The sequence below is a fragment of the Amycolatopsis sp. cmx-11-12 genome, assembly GCF_046269425.1.
GTDB lineage: Bacteria > Actinomycetota > Actinomycetes > Mycobacteriales > Pseudonocardiaceae > Amycolatopsis.
In genome coordinates this window covers 161,221-181,935 of record NZ_JADNQM010000003.1, presented here as the reverse complement: position 1 = coordinate 181,935, position 20,715 = coordinate 161,221, and the positions used below count along the sequence as shown (strand labels likewise).

The following is a 20,715-nucleotide window of genomic DNA, read 5'->3' as shown; positions in this document are numbered from 1 at the left end:
TAGCAAATTTTGCTATGAAAGGCCCCTTCATTGCACAGGTCACCCAAGCGTCGAGAGATCGGCCGTCTTCAGTTGCTCCGCGGTCACCGTCGCGCGTCCGTCGACCAAGGCCTTCAGCGCGTCCCCGTCATCCCACTGGTTGACGTTCATCGCGGCGGTCACCTGCCCGTCCCGCACCCAGAACGCCGTGAAGTCCCGCGCCGCGAGGTCGCCCCGCACGACGAGTTCGTCGCGTTCGGGATCGGCGAGGCCGCGGTATTCGCAGCCGAGATCGTATTGGTCCGAGAAGAAATAAGGGCTCTTCAGGTACGGCTCGTTCTCGCCAAGCAGGTTCCCGGCGACGTGCTCGCCCTGCCACTTCGCGTTCGACCAGTGCTCGACGCGGACGCGTTTTCCGTAGCGGGGATGGAAATGTGCGGCGATGTCGCCGATCGCGTAGACGTCGGGCGCGGCGGTCCGCAGGCCGGCGTCGGCGCAGACACCGCCGTCGTCGGACAGTTCCAGTCCGGCGGCGTGCGCGAGGTCGACCCGCGGCGCGGCGCCGACGGCCACCAGCACGACGTCCGCGGGAAGCTCGTCACCACTCTGGAGACGTACGCCGGTCACCCCGTCCGGGCCACCGGTGAATCCGGCGACCCCTTCACCCAGACGCCAGTTCACACCGTGCTCGGTGTGGAGGTCCTTGAAGACTCCCGACACCTGCTCGCCCAGTACCGCGAGCAGCGGCGAGCCGACCTGGTCGACCACGGTCACCTCGGCGCCGTGTTCCCTGGCGGCCGCCGCGGCCTCGGTGCCGATCCAGCCCGCGCCGACGATCACCACCCGTCCGGCGTCCTTGAACGCCGAACGCAGCGCCAGAGCGTCGTCGAGCGTGCGCAGGGTCCGCAGGCCGGGGAAATCACCACCGGGTACCGGGAGCGGGCGCGGCTGGGACCCGGTGGCGAGGACCAGCCGGTCGAATCGGTGCTCACCGCCGACGTCGTCGAGCACGAGCCGCGCGCCGAGTTCGATCCTGGTCGCGGTGGCCCCGCCCTTGTGCGTGATGTCCTTCTCTTCGTAGAAACCCGGCTCGTGCACCCAATCGGGTTCATCGGTGTTGCCGAGCAAAAGACCCTTGGACAGGGGCGGTAATTCGTACGGGCGATGAGTGTCGCTACCGAGCAGCAGGATTTCGCCCGCGTAGCCACGTTCTCGCAGCGCCCCGGCGGCCGTCGCTCCGGCGAGACCGGCCCCGACGATGACGATCTTCCTGGGTTCGGACACAAAGACCTCCCAAGCAGGCTTTCCCTCGGACGCTACTCCGGTCCGCCCTCGTCCGGCCTAGCGAAACCGGAAGTCGATCACAGGACGCACGCTCGGTTAACCCATCAGTAGGAATGTGGGGTAACCCGCGTCACGGCCCCGAAACCACCTCGTCCCAGCCACGGACGAGAAAGGGAGACCATGGGATACGGGAGGATGAGGACGTTGGCACCGCGGGACGAATGGTCGGTCGGCTGCCGGGATCTCGCGGGCAGGCGCAGGGACGTGACGGTGTTCGTGAGCAGCGACAAGATCGTGCTCGTGGCGCCGCCCGGTGAAGCCGCCGTACTCGGGCCGCTGGATGTGGGGCGCCTGCGCGCCGCGCTCCGCGACGCCGTGGTCGCGGTGGCCGAACATCCGGATCACAGTGAATGACAACTACCGTTCCTACTTCTGAGTAGGTAGAGTCGGCCCCGTTCGGAAGGAGCCGGCCATGACCACCTACTTCGTGACGGGCGCGACGGGTTTCCTGGGCAAACGCCTGGTCGCGCGCCTACTGCGGCGACCTGAGACCGTAGCCGTCCATGTTCTCGTGAGGGAGACCTCACGCGGGAAGCTCCCGAGCCACGAGAAGCTCGTTCCCGTCACCGGCGATCTGACCGACCCCACGCTGGGCATCGACCCGGCCAAAGTGGGGCCCCTCGACCACGTCGTGCACCTCGGCGCGATCTACGACCTCACCGCGGACGAAGCGGCCAACCGCGCGGCCAACGTCGACGGCACCCGCAACGTCCTGGAGTTCGCCGCCGCCGCGAACGCCGGGCTCTTCCACCACGTCTCTTCGATCGCGGTCGCCGGGCAGTACGCCGGGCGCTTCACCGAGGCCGACTTCGACTTCGGTCAGAGCTTCGCGTCGCCGTATCACGCGACGAAGTTCGAGGCCGAGAAACTCGTGCGACGGCATGGGAAAACGCCGTTCCGCGTGTACCGGCCGTCCGCCGTCGCCGGCGATTCGCGCACCGGCGAGATGGACAAGATCGACGGCCCGTACTACTTCCTCCCCGCCATCTCGCGGCTCGCCACGCTGCCCCGCCGCCTCCCTTTGGCCGCCCCGGATCTCGGCGCCACGAACATCGTGCCGGTCGACTACGTCGTCGAAGCGATGGAACACCTCATGCACGTCGACGCGCCGAGCGGCAGCACCTACCACCTCGCGTCGCCGCGGCCGCAACCACTTCACGAGGTCTACAACGCCTTCGCGCGGGCCGCGGGCGGGCCGAAGATCTCCGCCGTCCTTCCCTCGCGTGCGTCCGGGGCGTTGAAGCGGGCCGGAACCCGCCTGGCGAGGTCCGCGGCGGCCGGGTTCGACCGCGTTCCCGGCGGCCGCTCGGCCCGCGCCGCGGTACTGAAGGAACTCGGCATCCCGCTCGAAGTCCTGCCGCATCTGAGCATGGAGGTCGACTTCGACACGAGCGCGACCACCGCGGCACTCGACGGCAGCGGAATCACCTTGCCCCCGTTGAAGGAGTACGCCGGACCGCTCTACCGGTACTGGCTCGAGCACCTGGACCCCGATCGCGGGCGCCGCCGCCCCGGGCCGGAACCGCTCGACGGCCGCAAGGTCCTGATCACCGGCGCCTCGTCGGGCATCGGACGCGCGTCCGCGCTGGCCGTCGCCGCGAAGGGTGCCGAGGTGATCCTCGTGGCCAGGCGTGCCGACGAACTCGAAGAGGTCCGCGAACAGATCGTCGCGGCGGGCGGGAAGGCGTCCGCGTACCCGTGCGACCTCACCGACGGCGACGCGGTCGACGCTCTGGTCAAGGACGTGCTCGCCGCGCACGGCGCCGTCGACATGCTGGTCAACAACGCGGGCCGCTCGATCCGGCGGTCGCTTTCGCTGTCCACCGAACGGTTCCACGACTTCGAGCGCACGATGGCGATCAACTACTTCGGCCCGGTGCGGCTGACCCTCGGCCTGCTGCCGTCGATGACCGCGCGCGGGTTCGGCCACATCGTCAACGTGACCACCCAAGGACTCCAGACCGACACGCCGCGGTTTTCCGCTTACCTGGCCTCGAAGGCCGCGCTGGAGGAGTTCGGGCTGACCGCCGGACGGGAGACGCTTTCCGACGGCGTCACCTTCACCTCGGTCCGGATGCCGCTGGTGCGCACCGACATGATCACGCCCACCGGGTCCTACCGCGGGATGCCGTCGAGTTCTCCCGAACGCGCCGCCGCTCTCGTGGTGAAAGCCTTGGAGAAACGGCCGGAGATCCTGAACCTGCCCGAAGGAACGGCAGCCGAGTTGGTGACGCTCGTCGCACCCAAGACGACGCGGTTCTTCGCACACCTCGTCTACCGCGTGATGCCCGAGTCCGCGCCGGAAACCCGTGGCCTGCCCCGGAAGGCCCCACTCGCCTCGGTGGCGGGCGCGGTCACCAGGCTGGTCTGGCGCCGCCGCCCCTGACGTCCTCGCCGCCGGGCTCGATCGGGGGAAGCCCCAGGCCGCTACCATCGGTTTCCGATACGCCGGGGGGTCGGCGGACTCGGGCCGAGGCAGGACGAGGAGGGAAGGGGCAGTGTGGACGTCGCCAGTCCCCCGCTGACGACCGGACCGGACGCCACAGGGATGTCAGCGGTACGTCCGTCCAGGACAGTGCTGCGGCTTTCCCTGCACGTCGCCTGGGTGCTCGCGCTCGCCGTCGCCACCGAACTCCGGGTGGGGCGCTTCGGTTTCCACCCGTCGGACCAGGGTTTCATCCTCGCTCAGGCGTGGCGGGTGCTGCACGGAGAGGTCCCGCACTCCGACATCATCTCCGCGCGGCCGCTGGGTTCGGCGTACCTGCACGTCGTCGACTTCGTCCTACCTGGACCGCTGTTCTTCGTCTCCAGCGTGCTCAGCATGCTGGAGATCATCCTGGCGACCATCGCGTTCGCCGTCCTGGTCACCCGCCGCCGCGTCCGCGACTGGGGACCGGGGCTCACCGGGCTGACGGCGGCCGCGTCGCTGCTGAACCTCAACGCGTTCCCGCTGATGGCGTGGCACACCATCGACGGGATCTTCCTGACCGCCTGCGGTGCCTGGGCGCTGGATTCCGGGCTGCGCAACGGCAAGGCGTGGCCCCGGCGGCTCGGCCTCGTCCTGCTGGGTACCGCGGTGTTCGTCAAGCAGAGTTTCGCGCCGGTGCCGGTGATCGCGCTGCTCTGGTTGCTGCTGCACCCGTCGCTGCGGGAAGGCGCGTTCCGCACCGGCCGCTGGTGGGCGCGCCTGGCGTGGGACCTGCTGGCGCTGGGCGCCTTCTTGGTCTTCTACCTCGGAATCGTCACCCTCGACGGTGGGCTCGGCGCGATGGCCGAGCAGCTGACCGGCGGTCTCCCCGCGTACGGCGAACGACTTCTCGGGCTGTGGCTGGAAAATCCCGAAACCCTCCTGCGGCCGCCGGTGCGGGGCTTGACCTTCTTCGCGATCGCGGGCGTACTTCTGGCCCTGCTCGGCATCTTCCGCGACCGCGCCGGATTCGCCGGCGCGATCGTCGCGAGGCTGGTGGTGCTGGCCGGGGTGGCGGTGGTGGTCGGCACCGTCGTGGATGGACACTTCACCGGCGCGTCGCGCTGGGCGGACGTCCTCTGGTGGATCCTCGGTGTCGCGCTGCTGGTGAACTGGGTGGCGGCACGACGGTTCCCGAGGATGGGCGCGCTGGTCTTCGCGACCGGCTTCATGACCAGCCTGTCCTGGGGCAACGACACCCCGACACTGTTCACCGGAACGCTGGCGCTGACGGCGATCCTGCTGCTGGCGGACGCGCTGCCGCCGATGCCCGAGCCGCCTCGCGCGGTCGGCCTGGCGGGCGCCACGGCGATGGGCCTGGTCGCGGTGCTGGCGTCGGGCTGGGCCGTGGTCGCGCACCACGACGAGGCCGCGTACCTCGACATGGCGCACGAGAAGCTGACCGGTGACCTGGGCGCGGTGACGCCGTCGATGCGCGGGATCCGGACGAATCCTGGCACCTTCACCTACATCTCCCAGATCCAGGACTGCGTCACGCGGTTCCCCGCGGGGCGGACGGCAGTCCTGCCCGACAACCCGTTCGCCTACCCCGCCTTCGGCCTGCGCAACCCGTTCCCGCTGGAATGGCCGCTGCCACTGGAGATCGTCGCCGACGCACCCGAGCGGATGCTGTCGACCGCCGACGACCTCAACCGCGACGGCGACTACCTGGTGCTGTTCCAGACGGTGAGCATGGCGACCCTGACCAAGGGCGGGCCGGTACCCACCGAGGTCGCGGGAAGCGCGCCGATCTTCGACTATCTCGGGATGGAGAACGCGCTGCGGTCGCGGCTCACCGGGCAGACCGTCACCTGCGGCAGCTTCATCGGGAAATGGGCCCCTCGCCCCTGACCCCCTCCGCAATTAGTCCTCTAGTTGCGGTAATTGCACACGCAAGGACCGCAACTAGAGGACTAATTGCGGAGACTAGTCGGCGCCCGCGTCTTCAGGGCGTCCCGCGGCGAGCCCGGCGAGAACGTCCAGAGCTGCCGAAAGCGTCTCGATGGGCGGAGACGACACCGCCAGACGCACCGCGTTCGGAGCGTGGCCGGGGACGACGGCGAACGCGGCCGCCGGGGTGACCGCGATCCCGCGGCGCGCGGCCGCGGCGACGAAGGTTTCGGCGCGCCAGTGCTCGGGCAGTTCCCACCAGCAGTGATACGCCTGCGGATCGGCGCGCACCGTGAACCCGGCCAGCCGCTCCGCCGTCACCCGCTGGCGTTCCGCCGCGTCGACGCGTTTCGCCCGCTCGACGGTTTCCAGGGTGCCGTCGGTGATCCACCGGGTGGCCGCTTCGAGGGCGAACCGGGGCGCGACCCAGCCGCCCGAGCGCACCGCCGCCGCCAGGCGCTCCGTCCATTCCGGCGGCACTGCGAGGAATCCGGTGGTCAGCCCGGGGGCGAGCCGTTTGGACATGCTGTCGGCGAACACCGTGCGTTCCGGCGCGTACGTCGCGAACGGACGGATCTCGGGCCGGAGGAAGGTGTAGATCCCGTCCTCGATCACCGGGATGTCCATCCGGCGCACGGTTTCCGCCAGTTCGACCCGCCGCGCTTCGTCCATTGTGGACCCAAGTGGGTTGTGCAACGTCGGCTGGACGTACAGCGCGCGGACAGGCGCGGCGGCGTGCGCGGCTTCGAGCGCTTCGGGCATGAGACCCCAGTCGTCGGTCTCGATGGGCACCAACTGGACGCCGAGCCGTCCAGCGAGCGCTTTGACCACGGGGTAGGTGATGGCCTCGACGGCCAGCCGTTCTCCCATCGGCACGAAAGCGGCGATGGCGGCCGCGATGGCCTCGCGACCGCTTCCGGCGAAGAGGACTTCCGGCGTCCAGCCGTCCTTCACGAACAGTCCAGCCGCGGCGTCACGCGCCTGCTTCGAGCCGTTGACACTCCCCGGCCGCAGCGCCGCGGTGAGGACGTCGTCACGCAGGAGTGGCTCCAGCGCCTTCCCGACCAGCGCGGATTGCTCCGGGAGGACGGCGAAATTGAGTTCGAGGTCGACCTTCGCGCCACCCGGCTCGGCGAGCGCGGTCTCCAGCGGCGGCTTCGCGGCGCGGACGAATGTGCCGCGGCCGACCTCGCCGACCACGACGCCTCGCCGTACGAGTTCGCCGTAGACCCTGGCGGCGGTCGAGTTCGCGATCCCGCGTTCGCGGGCGAATCGCCGCTGCGGGGGCAGCCGGTCACCCGGGCGAAGCCTGCCCGCCTCGACATCGGCGGAGATCTCGTCCGCGACTATCCGGTAGTCCTCCACGCCTCATGATGCCATCGGAGGACGTTGTGAGCCGACTGCGACCTACGGAACACCGCAACGGCGGTCTCCTAGGTTAGCCTAACCTGCGTGGAGACCCTCACCGAGCAGAGCACGACATCGCGCCTGCACGCGGACGCGCTGACGCTCGCCTACGACGGCCGGACCGTGGCCGAAGACCTCGGGGTGGTCATCCCCGACCGGTCGTTCACCGTCATCGTCGGACCGAACGCCTGCGGCAAGACGACCCTGCTGCGCGCGCTCGCTCGGATGCTGAAGCCCCGCCAGGGTTCGGTGTTCCTCGACGGCCAGGTGATCAGTTCCTTCCCGGCCAAGGAGGTCGCGCGGCGGCTCGGCCTGCTGCCGCAGAGTTCGATCGCGCCCGACGGCATCACCGTCGCCGACCTCGTCGCGCGCGGCCGGTATCCGCACCAGCGCCTGCTGCGCCAGTGGTCCCGTGAGGACGCCACCGTTGTCGCGGAATCCATGCGCGCCACCGGGGTCGACGACCTCGCCGAGCGGCTGGTCGACGAACTGTCCGGCGGCCAGCGGCAGCGCGTGTGGATGGCGATGGCGCTCGCTCAGGAGACGGACCTCCTGCTCCTCGACGAGCCGACGACCTATCTGGACATCGCGCACCAGATGGACATCCTCGACCTGTGCGCGCAACTGCACCAGGAGCAGGGCCGGACGCTGGTCGCGGTGCTGCACGACCTCAACCACGCGGCCCGCTACGCGACGCACATGATCGCGATGCGGGACGGGGAGGTACTGGCGACCGGCGCACCCGAAGAGGTCGTGACCGCCGACAACGTCGAGAAGATCTTCGAGCTCCCGTGCCGGGTCATGCCGTGCCCCGAAACCGGGACCCCGCTGGTGATCCCGAAGGCCGGTCGCCGCGCCGCCTGATCGGGGTAGGTTGGCGGCGGAGGTGCCATGTCACAGCAACTGTGGTCCGAAGTGGACGACTACCTGTCCGGGGTGCTCGTTCCGTCCGATCCCGCTCTCGAAGCCGCGCTGCTGGCGTCGGAGAAGGCCGGGCTGCCCTCGATCGCCGTCGCCCCGAACCAGGGGAAGCTGCTCAACCTGCTGGCCAGGATGATCGGCGCACGGTCGATCCTGGAGATCGGCACGCTCGGCGGATACAGCACGATCTGGCTCGCGCGCGCCCTGCCGCCGCAAGGCAGGCTCGTCACGCTCGAGTTCGACCCGAAGCACGCGGAGGTCGCGCGCGGCAACCTCGACGCGGCCGGGCTCGGCGGGCTGGTCGACGTCCGTGTCGGCAAGGCACTGGACCTGCTGCCGTCGGTCGAAGGACCGATCGACTTGGCGTTCATCGACGCGGACAAGGTCAACAACCCTGGCTATTTCGAAGCGGCGCTGAAGCTCGTCCGGCCCGGCGGCGTGATCGTGGTCGACAACGTCGTCCGCGGCGGCGCGGTGGCCAACGCCGCCAGCGAGGACCCGAACGTCCAGGGGATCCGGCGGCTGCACGAGATGATCTCCGCCGAACCACGCGTCGACGCGACGGCTGTCCAGACCGTCGGCGCGAAGGGTTACGACGGGCTGACCATCGCGCTCGTGAAATCCTGATGGCCAGGTTCGATCCGGTGGCGCTGCGGCGCGCGCATCGCGTCCTGTCCGGCTACGTCTCCCGCGGCGAAGTTCCCGGGCTCGTGTCCCTCGTCGCGGCCGGCGACGAAGTCCACGTGAATGTCTTGGGCGACAAGGCGATCAGCGGCGCGCCGATGGAACGCGACAGTCTCTTCCGGATCAGTTCGATGACCAAACCCGTCACCGCGGTCGCGGCGATGATGCTGGTCGAGGAGTGCCGTCTCCGACTCGACGAACCGGTCGACAGGCTGCTTCCCGAACTCGCGGATCGCCGGGTGCTGCGCCGGATGGACGGCCCGCTGGACGACACCGTCCCGGCGGACCGGCCGATCACCCTGCGGGACGTGCTCACCTTCCGGCTGGGGTTCGGCATCGTCCTCGCACCGCCGGGCGCGACCCCGATCCAGCGCGCGATCGACGAACTCGAACTGGCCATCGGCCCGCCGAAACCGGCGACGCCGCTCCAGCCGGACGAGTGGCTGCGCCGGTTCTGCTCGCTGCCGCTGCTGCACCAGCCCGGCGAGCGGTGGATGTACCAAGTCGGTTCGGAAGTGCTGGCCATCCTGATCGCGCGCGCCGCGGACATGTCGTTCGAACGGTTCCTCACCGAACGGATCTTCGAGCCGCTGGGCATGTCCGACACCGGCTTCGTGGTCCCCGCCGAACAGGCGCACCGGTTCACGACGTCGTATCAAGCGGACGAGGTCACCGGTGAACTGAGCGTGTTCGACGCCCCCGACGGCCAGTGGAGCGCGCCGGTCCCGTTCCCGTCCGGCGGCGCGGGACTCGTCTCCACGGCGGACGACTACCTCGCGTTCAGCCGGATGCTGCTGAACGACGGCGAGCGGCTGCTGTCCCCGAGGTCGGTCGCGCTGCTCACGTCCGACCATCTCACCGCGGAGCAGGCGGCGAGCGGCGCGCCGCTCCTGGATCACGGCCTCGGCTGGGGTTTCGGGCTCGCCGTCGTCAACCGGGAAGACGGCCTCGCCACCAAGGGCCGCTACGGCTGGGACGGCGGGCTCGGCACGTCCTGGGCGGCGGATCCGGCCACGGGGCTGACCGGGATCCTCCTCACCCAGCGCGCCGACTGGCCCGCCCCGTGGCACGCACGCGAACACTTCTGGGCGACCGCGCAGACCGCGCTCACCTAAGTCACCGAGGCGAGTGGACGCCGTTCATGAAGCGCTGCCACATCTCGGCCGGGATCGTCTTGCCGGTCAGCTTCTCCCCGGCGGCGTCCCGCATCCGGCGCGGCTGGTCTGAGCCGACCCAGACCGCCGTCGAAAGCCGCGGCGTGTAGCCGACCGCCCAGCCACCGGCGTTGTCGTCGGTTTCGTTGTACTGGAAGTCGCCGGTCTTCATCGCCGCCGGGCGGTCCTTCATCCCGGTGGTCAGCACGCCGCTGACCGTGCCGGCGATCCGGCGGCTCAGCGCCTCGTCGTCACCGAAAGCGGGCGTCTTGTCCGAAGGCCGTTCCCACACGACCTCGCCGTGTTCGTCCCGGATCTTCGACACCAGATGCGGGGTCGCGCGCATGCCGTCGGCGGCGAAGGTGGCGTAGGCGCCGGCCATGTCGCTGGGCCGCAAGGGATACCGGCCGACCGCGATTCCCGGGCCGATCAGGAATCCGTCCTTCTCGCGCAGGGTCACCTCGCCGTCGACGGTCTCGGGGATTCCGGCCGCACGGGCGCCGCTCCGGACCGCTTCCGCGCCGAGTTTCTTCGCCAGATCGACGAACGGTCCCTGAGCGCCCCGCCCGATCGCCTCCCGCAGCGTGCACTTCCCGGCCTCGCCGCACTGCTCCTGGAACTTGAAGGTCTCACCGAGGAAATCGGCCTGCGCCGGCGACTTCAGCGGTTCGTCCACGTTGACGCCCCGCTCGAGCCCGGCGGCGAGGATGAACGGCTGGAAGGCCGAGCCGGTGCCGTACGGGGTTCCGGCGTAGTCGTGCACGCTCCAGCCGCCGCCGTTGTAGGCACGGATGGCGCCGCTCCCGGGTTCGACGGCGACCAGCGAGGCCCGGAAGTGCTCCGGCTGACCTTGCAGTCGTTCCTTGACCACCTTCTCGGCTTCGGCCTGGGCACGCGGATCGATGGTCGTCTCGACCTTCATCGCGCCGCCGCGGAGCCGGTCCAGCGGATAGCCGACCTGCTCCAGTTCGGCGAGAACCCGCTGCTTGATGTGGTACTCCTCGTAGGTGACGCGGCCGGCGCGAGTCTCCGACGGCGCCTGGATCGCGTCCTCCGGATAGGTCATCGCGACCGCTTCGGCCTGGCTGAGGTAACCCCGCGCGACCAGTTTGTTCACCACGTAGGACCAGCGTTTCATGGCGTGCTCGTGGGTGGAGGCGTACGGGTCGTGCACCGAAGGCGACTGGATCATCCCGGCGAGGAAGGCCGCCTCGCTCCAGGTCATCGAGTCGTCGAGCTTGCGGCCGAAGTAGGCGTTCATCGCCGACGCCGGGCCGTAGGTGCCGCGGCCGAACGAGATGATGTTGATGTAGCTCTCGAAGATCTCCTTTTTGGTCTGCTGCTGGGTGATCTTCGTGGCGAGCACCAGTTCGGAGAACTTGCGGGCGAGGGTGGCGTCCTCGTTGCCGGTGGACTTCTTGATGTACTGCTGGGTGATCCCCGAGCCGCCGCCGACGCCGGTCACCAGCGCGCGGCCGAGTCCGGTGAGGTCGAAGCCCTCGTTGTCCCAGAAGGTCGGGTCCTCGGTCGCGACGATCGCGTCGCGCAACTTCGCGGGGATGGCGCCGTAGGGCACGAACAGCCGGTCGCCGCCGGGCGGGATCACCTTGAGCAGTTCGGAACCGTCGGCGTTCTGCAGGACGACGGTCTTGTCGAGGTCGGCGAGCACCTCCTGCGGACTGCGGACGTCGAGCAGGACGTACGCGATCCCGAACGCGACCACCGGGATGCCGATCAGGAGGCCCAGTGACCAGGCGGCGATGCGGCGCCACCTGCGTTTCTTCCCCTTCGACTCCGGGGTGGCCGTGGTTTCCGACTCGGGTGCGGTCTCGTCATCCGGGTTCTCCACGCCAGGTAAGACGCCCGAACGAGTGAAAAGGTTGTGGGAAAATCACCGAATCGTGTCCTACCCTCTCTCCGCGTTTCGTCCTCTAGTTGCGGTAGTTGGCGACACGAACCACCGCAAGTAGGTGCCGAAACGCGGGTCATCCACCCCGGCGCGGGGCCCCAGGCCCCCGCAAGTAGGTGCCTAATTGCGGAGAGGGGGTCAGGCGAGGAAGGCCCGGAGGAGCGAAGCGGTGCCTTCGACGTGCTCGGTCATCGCCCGGCGGGCCGCCTCGGGGTCACCGGCGAGGATCGCGTCGACGATGGCCTCGTGCTGGGCGTTCGAGTGCTCCAGGTTCGGTTCGAGCAGCGGGATCATGTCGAGCAGTTGGTTGACCCGCATCCGCGCGTCGGCCATCGCCGTGGTCAGCGAGCCGGACGCGGTGATCTCGGCGATCGCCAGGTGCAGCCGCGAATCCTTGCGCCGGTAATCGCCGACGTCGGCCGCGGCGGCTTCGGCGAGCGTGCTGGTCAGATGCTGCCGGTCGGCCGGGGTGAGGGAACGCGACGCCGCCATCTCGGCGGCACCGGTTTCCAGGACGTGCCGCAGGCCCAGCGCGTCCTCCAGCGTGGCGTTGTCGACCTTCCGCCCATCGGCGGCGGGAGGATCGGGCAGGACGTCGTTGACGAACGTGCCGCCGTAGCGTCCGCGCCGCGACTCGACGTATCCGGCGTCGGCCAGCGCGCGGATCGCTTCCCGCAGCGTCACCCGGCTGACGCCGAGCCGCTCCGCGAGTTCCCGCTCCGAAGGCAGCCGCTCCCCCGCGCCCACCACGCCGAGCCGGATCGCCTGAAGCAGCCTTTCGACGGTCTCCTCGAAGGCGTTGCCCGCGCGCACCGGGCGGAACAGCGCGTCACCCGCGTTCGCGACCGTGCTCGACTCCACCCTTCGAGTTTAGGCCGCCCGCAATTCGGCACCTGGTTGCGGTACTTGCGCACGCATACATCGCAACCAGGTGCCGAATTGCGGGGGTGTCAACACTCGATGACGTTGACGGCCAGGCCGCCGCGCGAGGTCTCCTTGTACTTCACGCTCATGTCGGCGCCGGTCTCGCGCATGGTCTTGATCGCCTTGTCCAGCGTCACGATGTGCGAGCCGTCGCCGCGCATCGCCATCCGCGCGGCGTGGATCGCCTTGGACGCGCCGACGGCGTTGCGTTCGATGCACGGGATCTGCACGAGCCCGCCGACCGGGTCGCAGGTGAGCCCCAGGTGGTGTTCGACGCCGATCTCGGCGGCGTTCTCCACCTGCGCGGGCGAGCCGCCGAGGACCTCGGTGAGCGCGGCGGCGGCCATCGCGCTGGCCGAACCGACCTCGCCCTGGCAGCCGACTTCGGCGCCCGAGATCGAGCCCGTCTGCTTGAGGATCGAGCCGATCGCGCCCGCGGTGAGCATGAACGTCACGATGCCGTCGTCCGACGAGCCCCGGATGAACCGCTGGTAGTAGTGCAGGACCGCCGGGATGATCCCGGCGGCGCCGTTGGTCGGCGCGGTGACGACGCGGCCACCCGCGGCGTTCTCCTCGTTGACCGCCAGCGCGTACAGGCTCACCCAGTCCATGGCGTACAGCGGATCGCCGACGCCGTCTTCGGCGAGCAGCTTCTCGTGCAACGCCTTCGCGCGGCGCGGCACCTTCAGCCCGCCGGGCAGGACACCTTCGTGCTCGCAGCCGTTGTGCACGCACTCGACCATGACCTGCCAGATCTCCAGCAGACCTTCGCGGACCTCCTCGCGTGTACGCCAGGAGAGTTCGTTGCGCAGCATGATCTCGCTGACCGGCAGCCCGGTGTCCTCACAGTGCTTCAGCAGATCCGCGCCGGTGCGGAACGGGAACTCCAGCCGCGTCGAGTCCTCGACGACGACAGTGTCGGTCTCGTAGGACTCGTCGCGCACGAACCCGCCGCCGACGGAGTAGTAGGTGCGCTCGCGCAGCACCTTCCCGTCGGCGTCGAACGCGCGGAAGATCATCCCGTTCGGGTGTGCCGGCAACGACTTCCGCCGGTGCATGGTCAGATCGGTGTCCTCGGTGAAAACGATCTCGTGTTCACCGCGCACCTTCAACAGACAAGATTCGCGGATCTCCGCGATCTTGCCTGCCACCGTGTCGGTGTCGATCTCCTCCGGACGCTCCCCGGACAGCCCGAGCAGCACGGCCTTGTCGCTGCCGTGCCCGAACCCGGTCGCGCCCAGCGAACCGAACAGTTCGGCTTGGACCCGGCTCGTGGCCGGCAGGTCGCCGTCGTCGGCGAGACCGTCCACAAAGGTCAGTGCGGCCCGCATCGGACCCACCGTATGGGAGCTGGAGGGGCCGATCCCGATCGAAAACAGGTCGAAGACGCTGATCGCCATTGATCTGCCCTCCTTCCTATCTGGCCAGCAGTGAGCTGGCTTCTTGGGCCGCGGGCCCTTCGGCGGCGAGGTGGGCCAGGTTCTCCGACAGCGCTTCGCCGCGGTGGGCCTTCGTCTGCGCGAACAACCGCCCGGCCCGATACGACGAGCGTACGAGCGGACCGGCCATCACACCAGCGAAACCCATCGCCTCGGCCGCGTTGGAGTGCTCGACGAACTCTTCGGGCTTGACCCACCGGTCCACCGGGTGATGCCGCGGCGACGGGCGCAGGTACTGGGTGATCGTCAGGATTTCGCAGCCCGCATCGACCAGATCCTTCATCGCCGGAGCCACCTCCTCCGGAGTCTCGCCCATACCCAGGATCAAGTTCGACTTCGTCACCAGACCAGCCTCACGAGCCCGCGTGATGACTTCCAGCGACCGCGCATACCGGAAACCAGGACGGATCCGCTTGAAGATCCGCGGCACCGTCTCCACGTTATGCGCCAAAACCTCCGGCCGCGAACCGAACACCTCGGCCAACTGCTCCGGATCCGCGTTGAAGTCCGGGATCAGCAACTCGACACCCGTACCCGGGTTCAACGCGTGGATCTGGCGCACGGTCTCCGCGTACAACCACGCACCACCGTCCTCCAGATCGTCACGCGCCACACCAGTCACCGTCGAGTAACGCAAACCCATCGCCTGCACCGACTCCGCCACCTTGCGCGGCTCGGTCGTGTCCAGCTCGGCAGGCTTACCGGTGTCGATCTGACAGAAATCACACCGCCGCGTGCACTGATCGCCACCGATCAGGAACGTCGCCTCACGGTCCTCCCAGCATTCATAGATGTTGGGACAACCGGCCTCCTCACACACGGTATGGAGACCTTCACGCTTGACCAAGCCCTTGAGCTCGGTGAACTCCGGTCCCATCCGCGCGCGCGTCTTGATCCACGGCGGCTTCTTCTCGATCGGGGTCTGTGCGTTGCGGACCTCGAGCCGGAGAAGTTTGCGTCCTTCCGGGACCGCGCTCATCGGTTGAGGTCCGCGTACAGCGGGTGCTTCTTCGCCAGCAGTTCGACCCGGGCGGACAGCGACTGGCGCAGCGCCTCGTCGAAGTCCGGGCGCAGCGCCTCGGCGATGATGTCGCCGACCTCGGCGAAGTCCTCGGCACCGAAGCCGCGGGTCGCCAGCGCTGGGGTGCCGATCCGCAGGCCCGAGGTGATCATCGGCGGGCGCGGGTCGAACGGGACGGCGTTGCGGTTGACCGTGATGCCGACCGAGTGCAGCCGGTCCTCGGCCTGCTGACCGTCCAAAGTGGAGTTCACCAGGTCGACGAGCACCAGGTGCACGTCGGTGCCACCGGTCAGCACGCGGACGCCCGCTTCGGCGCAGTCCGTGCGCGAAAGGCGGTCGGCCAGGACCTTCGCACCTTCGAGGACACGCTGCTGGCGCTCGCGGAACTCCTCGGTCGCGGCGACCTTCAGCGCGACGGCCTTCGCGGCGATGACGTGCTCCAGCGGGCCGCCCTGCTGGCCGGGGAACACCGCCGAGTTGATCTTCTTGGCGAGTTCCTGGCGGCACAGGATGATTCCGCCGCGCGGACCGCCGAGGGTCTTGTGCGTGGTCGTGGTGACGATGTCCGCGTAGGGCACCGGGCTCGGGTGCAGCCCGGCGGCGACGAGACCGGCGAAGTGCGCCATGTCGACCATGACCTTCGCGCCGACCTCGTCGGCGATGCGGCGGAACTCGGCGAAGTCGAGCTGACGCGGGTACGCCGACCAGCCTGCGATGATCAGCTTCGGCTTGTGCTCCTTGGCGAGGCGCTCGATCTCCTCGACGTCGACGATCCCGGTCTCTTTGTCGACGTGGTAAGCGACGACGTTGTAGAGCTTGCCGGAAAAGTTGATCTTCATCCCGTGGGTCAGGTGCCCGCCGTGGGCGAGGTCGAGACCGAGGATGGTGTCACCGGGGTTGAGCACGGCGACCATGGCGGCGGCGTTGGCCTGCGCGCCCGAGTGCGGCTGGACGTTGGCGTGCTCGGCGCCGAAGAGGGCCTTCGCGCGGTCGATCGCCAGCTGCTCGATGACGTCGACGTGCTCGCAACCGCCGTAGTAGCGGCGGCCGGGGTAACCCTCGGCGTACTTGTTCGTCAGCACCGAACCCTGCGCCTCGAGCACGCCCACCGGGGCGAAGTTCTCCGACGCGATCATTTCCAGGGTCGACTGCTGCCGGTCGAGTTCGGCGGCGACGGCCGCGGCGACCTCGGGGTCCACTTCGGACAAGGCGGCGTTGAACATGTGTCAGTTCTCCTGGGTGAGCACGGCGTATGCCTGGGCGTCGAGCAGGGCGGGCACATCGCCGGACAGACGCACCTTCAGGAGCCATCCTTCGGCGTACGGGTCCGAGTTGATCAGCTCGGGGGTGTCCGTTGTGGCCCCGTTCACCTCGACGACCTCGCCGTCCACGGGTGCGTACAGCTCGCTGACCGACTTGGTCGACTCGACCTCGCCGAACACCTCGCCCGCGGTGACCGTGTCACCGACCGAGGGGAGCTGGACGAACACGATGTCACCGAGCGACTCGGCGGCGAAGGCGGTGATACCCACGGTGGCGACGCCGTCGACGACGTTCAGCCACTCGTGTTCCTTTGTGTACTTCAGTTCCTGGGGGATGCTCATGGTTGCGAAAGGGCCTTTCAGGCGCGGGAGTAGAAGGGCAGGGCGACGACCTCGACGGGCTCGATACGGCCCCGGATGTCGACGGAAAGCTCGGTGCCGGGCTCGGAGTGCTCCCGGTCCACGTAGGCCATGGCGATCGGGTAACCCAGGGTCGGCGACAGGGCACCGCTGGTGACCTCGCCGATCTCGGTCTCGCCCGCCAGGACGGTGTAGCCGTGGCGCGGGGCGCGGCGGCCGGAGCCCTTGAGCCCGACGCGAACCCGGGGAACGTCCTTCTTGGACAGTTCCTCGAGCGCGGCCTTGCCGACGAAGTCGCCGGGCTTCTCGAACTTGACGACGCGGCCGAGACCGGCCTCGAACGGGCTCAGCTGGAGGCTGAGTTCGTTGCCGTACAACGGCATCCCGGCTTCGAGGCGCAGCGTGTCGCGGCAGGCGAGACCCGCCGGGAGCAGGCCGTGCGGCTCGCCGGCCTCGGCGAGGAGGCGCCAGACGGCGGGAGCCTCACCGGCCGGGACGTACAGCTCGAAGCCGTCTTCGCCGGTGTAACCGGTGCGGGCCAGCAGAACGTCGTGACCCTTCACGACGGCCGGGACGCTCGCGTAGTACTTGAGCGCGCCGAGGTCGGCGTCGGTGACGGCGCCGAGGATCTCGACGGCCTTCGGGCCCTGGACGGCGATCAGCGCGACGTCCTCGGACCTGTTGTCGACGACGGCGTCGAAGCCAGAGACCCGCTCGGCCAGCGCTTCCGCGACGACGGAGGCGTTGCCCGCGTTGGCGACGACCAGGAACTTCTCCTCGGCGAGGCGGTAGACGACCAGGTCGTCGAGCACGCCGCCGTTCTCGTCGCAGATCATCGTGTAGCGCGCCCGGCCCGGCTTGACGCCGGACAGGTTGCCGACCAGCGCGAAGTCGAGGGTGTCGGCTGCCTGCGGGCCGGTCACCTCGATTTCGGCCATGTGGGAGAGGTCGAACAGGCCCGCGGCCTCGCGGACCGCCTTGTGCTCCGCCAGTTCGCTGGAATAGCGGATCGGCATCGACCAGCCCGCGAAGTCGGTGAACAGCGCACCCAGTCCTTTGTGGACTCCGTGCAGGGACGTCTCTTTCGACATCAAGTGCCTCAGTTCTCGTAGGCGTTGAGCGGCGGGCAGGAGCAGACGAGGTTACGGTCCCCGCGCGCACCGTCGATGCGGCGCACCGGGGGCCAGTACTTGGCCTTGCGATTCACCCCGGCGGGGTACACCGCGAGTTCGCGCTCGTACGGCAGATCCCAGTCGCCGACCAGGGTTTCCGCCGTGTGCGGCGCGTTGCGCAGCGGGCTGTTGTCCGCGGTCCATCGGCCCTGCGCGACGGCGTCGATCTCGCCGCGGATGGCGATCATCGCCTCGATGAAGCGGTCGATCTCGCCGAGGTCTTCGGATTCGGTCGGCTCGACCATCAGCGTGCCCGCGACCGGGAACGACATGGTCGGGGCGTGGAAGCCGTAGTCGATCAGGCGCTTCGCGACGTCGTCGACGCTGACGCCGGTCTCCTTGGTGAGCCCGCGCAGGTCGAGGATGCACTCGTGCGCGACCAGGCCGTCCTGGCCGGTGTAGAGCACCGGGTAGTGCTGGTTGAGGCGCTTGGCGACGTAGTTCGCCGCGAGGACCGCGACCTGCGTCGCGGCGGTGAGCCCACCGGCGCCCATCATGCGGACATACGCCCACGAGATCGGCAGGATCGACGCCGAGCCGAACGGGGCGGCGCTGATCGGGCCGACACCGGTGGAGGGACCGGCCTTCTCCAGCAGCGGGTGGTTCGGCAGGTACGGCGCGAGGTGCGCGCGGACCGCGACCGGGCCGACGCCGGGGCCGCCGCCACCGTGCGGGATGCAGAAGGTCTTGTGCAGGTTCAGGTGCGAGACGTCGCCGCCGAACTCACCCGGCTTCGCCAGGCCCAGCAGGGCGTTGAGGTTCGCGCCGTCGACGTAGACCTGGCCGCCCGCGTCGTGGACGATCTTGGCCAGCTCGTCGATGCCGTGCTCGTACACACCGTGTGTGGACGGATACGTGACCATGATCGCGGACAGCGTGTCGCGGTTGGCCTCGACCTTGGCGCGCAGGTCTTCGAGGTCGACGTTGCCCTCGTCGGTGCACTTGACCACGACGACGCGCATCCCGGCCATCACGGCGGAAGCGGCGTTCGTACCGTGCGCGGACGACGGGATCAGGCAGACCTCGCGTTCGGTCTGGCCGTTCGCGTGGTGGTACGCGCGGATCGCGAGCAGGCCGGCGAGTTCGCCCTGGCTACCGGCGTTCGGCTGCAACGACACCTTGTCGTAACCGGTGACCTCGGCCAGCCAGCCGGACAGTTGCTCGACGAGGACGTGGTAGCCCTCGGCCTGGTCAGCGGGGGCGAACGGGTGGATCCCCGCGAACTCGCGCCAGCTGATCGGCTCCATCTCGGTGGTGGCGTTGAGCTTCATCGTGCAGGAGCCGAGCGGGATCATGCCGCGGTCGAGCGCGTAGTCCAGATCGGACAGGCTGCGCAGGTAGCGCAGCATCGCGGTCTCGGAACGGTGCGAGTGGAAGACCTCGTGGGTGAGGTACTCGCTCTCGCGGTGCAGCCCGGCGGGCAGCGCCTGTGCTTCGGCGGCCGGGTCGTCGATACCGAAGGCGTTGAGCACCCTGGCGATGATCGCGGGGGTGGTGACCTCGTCGACGGCGATGCGGACGTGGTCGGCGTCGACCGGGCCGAGGTTGATCCCGTTCTCGCGGGCCACGGCGACGACCGCTTCGGCCTGGCCGGGCATGCGGGCGAGGACCGTGTCGAAGAAGCCCTCGTGGACGACCTCGACGCCACCCGCGCGGAGGGCGTCGGCCAGGCCGCCGGCGAGTTCGTGGACGCGGGTCGCGATGCGCTTGAGGCCGTCCGGACCGTGGTAGACCGCGTACATCGCGGCGAGCACGGCGGGCAGGACCTGCGCGGTGCAGATGTTGGAAGTCGCCTTCTCGCGGCGGATGTGCTGCTCGCGGGTCTGCAGGGCGAGGCGGTACGCGGGGTTGCCGTCGGCGTCGACCGAGACCCCGACGAGACGGCCCGGCAGCGAGCGCTCGAGCCCCGCGCGGACGGCCATGTACCCGGCGTGCGGGCCGCCGTAACCGAGCGGGACGCCGAAGCGCTGGGTCGAACCGGCGGCGATGTCCGCGCCGAACTCACCCGGCGCGGTGACCAGCGTGAGGGCGAGCAGGTCGGCGGCGACCGTGTACAGCGCGCCGGCGGCCTTCGCGGTTTCGGAGATGGCGGAGTAGAAGCCCGCGCCGCGCAGCACGCCGGAGGCACCCGGGTACTGGACGACGACGCCGAAGAACTCCTCCGGCAGGCCGGTGAGCAGGTCGCGGACCTCGACCTCGACGCCCATCGCCTCGGCGCGGGTGCGCACGACCGCGATGGTCTGCGGCAGGCACTCGGCGTCGAGGACGACCTTGTTCGACTTGGACTTCGACACGCGGCGCATCAGCATGACGGCCTCGGCGACGGCGGTGGACTCGTCGAGCAGGGAGGCGTTCGCGGTGGCGAGACCGGCCAGCTCGGAGACCATGGTCTGGAAGTTGAGGAGGGCTTCGAGGCGGCCCTGCGAGATCTCCGGCTGATACGGCGTGTACGCCGTGTACCAGGCCGGGTTCTCCAGCACGTTGCGGCGGATGACCGCCGGGGTGACCGTGTCGTGGAAGCCGAGGCCGATCATCTGCGTCATCGGCTTGTTGAGCGCGGCGAGCGCGCGAAGCTCGGCGATGGCGTCCTCTTCGGACGCGGCGGGGGGAAGTTCGAGGTCACGGGTGACTCGGATCGCGGACGGCACCGCGGCCTGCACCAAGGCGTCGAGGCTGCCGTAACCGACCTCGGCGAGCATCTTGGCCTGCTCGGACTCCGAGGGGCCGATGTGCCGGTCGTCGAAGGACGTACTGGTCAAGGGAGCTCCTTGGGTCAGGCGCC

General features: G+C 69.3%; 16 protein-coding genes. 6 read left to right on the top strand and 10 right to left on the bottom strand.

The annotated features are described in order from the left end of the window. Positions 1-39 precede the first annotated feature (39 nt). Positions 40-1,263, bottom strand: a complete 1,224-nt coding sequence (locus ACLARN_RS05390; RefSeq protein ID WP_409490165.1) for an NAD(P)/FAD-dependent oxidoreductase — start codon at positions 1,261-1,263, stop codon at positions 40-42. Positions 1,264-1,458: 195 nt separating this feature from the next. On the opposite strand from ACLARN_RS05390, the gene ACLARN_RS05385 reads away from it, so the two are divergent. The 3 genes from ACLARN_RS05385 (at position 1,459) to ACLARN_RS05375 (ending at position 5,641) form a co-directional block, all read left to right on the top strand. Continuing rightward, positions 1,459-1,677, top strand: coding sequence for a hypothetical protein (locus ACLARN_RS05385; RefSeq protein ID WP_039922712.1), 219 nt, complete (start codon positions 1,459-1,461; stop codon positions 1,675-1,677). Between the two features lie 58 nt (positions 1,678-1,735). Then, positions 1,736-3,709 carry an SDR family oxidoreductase gene (locus tag ACLARN_RS05380; RefSeq protein WP_409490164.1) on the top strand — a complete coding sequence of 658 codons (1,974 nt, stop codon included), beginning with the start codon at positions 1,736-1,738 and terminating at the stop codon, positions 3,707-3,709. A 114-nt stretch (positions 3,710-3,823) separates the two neighbouring features. Continuing rightward, entirely contained in the window at positions 3,824-5,641 is a 1,818-nt protein-coding gene (locus ACLARN_RS05375; RefSeq protein ID WP_409490163.1) for a hypothetical protein, read from the top strand. A 75-nt stretch (positions 5,642-5,716) separates the two neighbouring features. On the opposite strand, the gene ACLARN_RS05370 is transcribed toward ACLARN_RS05375, so the two are convergent. After that, on the bottom strand, positions 5,717-7,045 hold the full coding sequence (locus ACLARN_RS05370) for a PLP-dependent aminotransferase family protein (protein WP_409490162.1): 1,329 nt from the start codon (positions 7,043-7,045) through the stop codon (positions 5,717-5,719). A gap of 87 nt (positions 7,046-7,132) precedes the next feature. On the opposite strand from ACLARN_RS05370, the gene ACLARN_RS05365 reads away from it, so the two are divergent. From ACLARN_RS05365 to ACLARN_RS05355, 3 genes are read left to right on the top strand one after another with little or no spacing between them, the layout of a single operon-like run. Continuing rightward, positions 7,133-7,951 (top strand): ABC transporter ATP-binding protein, encoded by an 819-nt coding sequence (locus ACLARN_RS05365; RefSeq protein WP_409490161.1) that lies wholly within the window; start codon positions 7,133-7,135, stop codon positions 7,949-7,951. A gap of 27 nt (positions 7,952-7,978) precedes the next feature. After that, positions 7,979-8,635: an O-methyltransferase gene (locus tag ACLARN_RS05360; RefSeq protein ID WP_409490160.1), complete on the top strand. Its 657-nt coding sequence runs from the start codon at positions 7,979-7,981 to the stop codon at positions 8,633-8,635. Continuing rightward, positions 8,635-9,807 carry a serine hydrolase domain-containing protein gene (locus tag ACLARN_RS05355; protein WP_409490159.1) on the top strand — a complete coding sequence of 391 codons (1,173 nt, stop codon included), beginning with the start codon at positions 8,635-8,637 and terminating at the stop codon, positions 9,805-9,807. Before ACLARN_RS05360 ends, ACLARN_RS05355 begins: the two co-directional genes overlap by 1 nt. A 1-nt stretch (position 9,808) precedes the next feature. On the opposite strand, the gene ACLARN_RS05350 is transcribed toward ACLARN_RS05355, so the two are convergent. The 8 genes from ACLARN_RS05350 to gcvP form a co-directional block, all read right to left on the bottom strand. After that, positions 9,809-11,695 (bottom strand): transglycosylase domain-containing protein, encoded by a 1,887-nt coding sequence (locus ACLARN_RS05350; RefSeq protein ID WP_409490158.1) that lies wholly within the window; start codon positions 11,693-11,695, stop codon positions 9,809-9,811. Positions 11,696-11,893: 198 nt separating this feature from the next. Further along, on the bottom strand, positions 11,894-12,616 hold the full coding sequence (locus ACLARN_RS05345) for a FadR/GntR family transcriptional regulator (protein WP_409490157.1): 723 nt from the start codon (positions 12,614-12,616) through the stop codon (positions 11,894-11,896). An 89-nt stretch (positions 12,617-12,705) separates the two neighbouring features. Further along, complete coding sequence (locus ACLARN_RS05340) at positions 12,706-14,079, bottom strand: L-serine ammonia-lyase (protein ID WP_409490156.1); 1,374 nt, start codon at positions 14,077-14,079, stop codon at positions 12,706-12,708. Positions 14,080-14,095: 16 nt separating this feature from the next. Next, positions 14,096-15,097 carry a lipoyl synthase gene (gene lipA, locus ACLARN_RS05335; protein ID WP_409490155.1) on the bottom strand — a complete coding sequence of 334 codons (1,002 nt, stop codon included), beginning with the start codon at positions 15,095-15,097 and terminating at the stop codon, positions 14,096-14,098. After that, positions 15,094-16,362 carry a serine hydroxymethyltransferase gene (glyA, locus tag ACLARN_RS05330; protein WP_409490154.1) on the bottom strand — a complete coding sequence of 423 codons (1,269 nt, stop codon included), beginning with the start codon at positions 16,360-16,362 and terminating at the stop codon, positions 15,094-15,096. The genes lipA and glyA overlap by 4 nt, the downstream gene beginning before the upstream one ends. A 3-nt stretch (positions 16,363-16,365) precedes the next feature. Then, positions 16,366-16,743 (bottom strand): glycine cleavage system protein GcvH, encoded by a 378-nt coding sequence (gene gcvH, locus ACLARN_RS05325; protein ID WP_409490153.1) that lies wholly within the window; start codon positions 16,741-16,743, stop codon positions 16,366-16,368. A 17-nt stretch (positions 16,744-16,760) separates the two neighbouring features. Continuing rightward, positions 16,761-17,852, bottom strand: a complete 1,092-nt coding sequence (gene gcvT / locus ACLARN_RS05320; protein ID WP_409490152.1) for a glycine cleavage system aminomethyltransferase GcvT — start codon at positions 17,850-17,852, stop codon at positions 16,761-16,763. Between the two features lie 8 nt (positions 17,853-17,860). Beyond that, positions 17,861-20,692, bottom strand: a complete 2,832-nt coding sequence (gene gcvP, locus ACLARN_RS05315; RefSeq protein ID WP_409490151.1) for an aminomethyl-transferring glycine dehydrogenase — start codon at positions 20,690-20,692, stop codon at positions 17,861-17,863. Positions 20,693-20,715 lie beyond the last annotated feature (23 nt).

What these genes read in the sequence shown, in the direction of transcription:
- ACLARN_RS05385 (WP_039922712.1), top strand. Translation starts at nt 1,459, where the DNA reads ATGAGGACGTTGGCACCGCGGGACGAATGGTCGGTCGGCTGCCGGGAT.
- ACLARN_RS05380 (WP_409490164.1), top strand. Translation starts at nt 1,736, where the DNA reads ATGACCACCTACTTCGTGACGGGCGCGACGGGTTTCCTGGGCAAACGC.
- ACLARN_RS05360 (WP_409490160.1), top strand. Translation starts at nt 7,979, where the DNA reads ATGTCACAGCAACTGTGGTCCGAAGTGGACGACTACCTGTCCGGGGTG.
- ACLARN_RS05355 (WP_409490159.1), top strand. Translation starts at nt 8,635, where the DNA reads ATGGCCAGGTTCGATCCGGTGGCGCTGCGGCGCGCGCATCGCGTCCTG.
- ACLARN_RS05340 (WP_409490156.1), bottom strand. Translation starts at nt 14,079, where the DNA reads ATGGCGATCAGCGTCTTCGACCTGTTTTCGATCGGGATCGGCCCCTCC.
- lipA (WP_409490155.1), bottom strand. Translation starts at nt 15,097, where the DNA reads ATGAGCGCGGTCCCGGAAGGACGCAAACTTCTCCGGCTCGAGGTCCGC.
- glyA (WP_409490154.1), bottom strand. Translation starts at nt 16,362, where the DNA reads ATGTTCAACGCCGCCTTGTCCGAAGTGGACCCCGAGGTCGCCGCGGCC.
- gcvH (WP_409490153.1), bottom strand. Translation starts at nt 16,743, where the DNA reads ATGAGCATCCCCCAGGAACTGAAGTACACAAAGGAACACGAGTGGCTG.
- gcvT (WP_409490152.1), bottom strand. Translation starts at nt 17,852, where the DNA reads ATGTCGAAAGAGACGTCCCTGCACGGAGTCCACAAAGGACTGGGTGCG.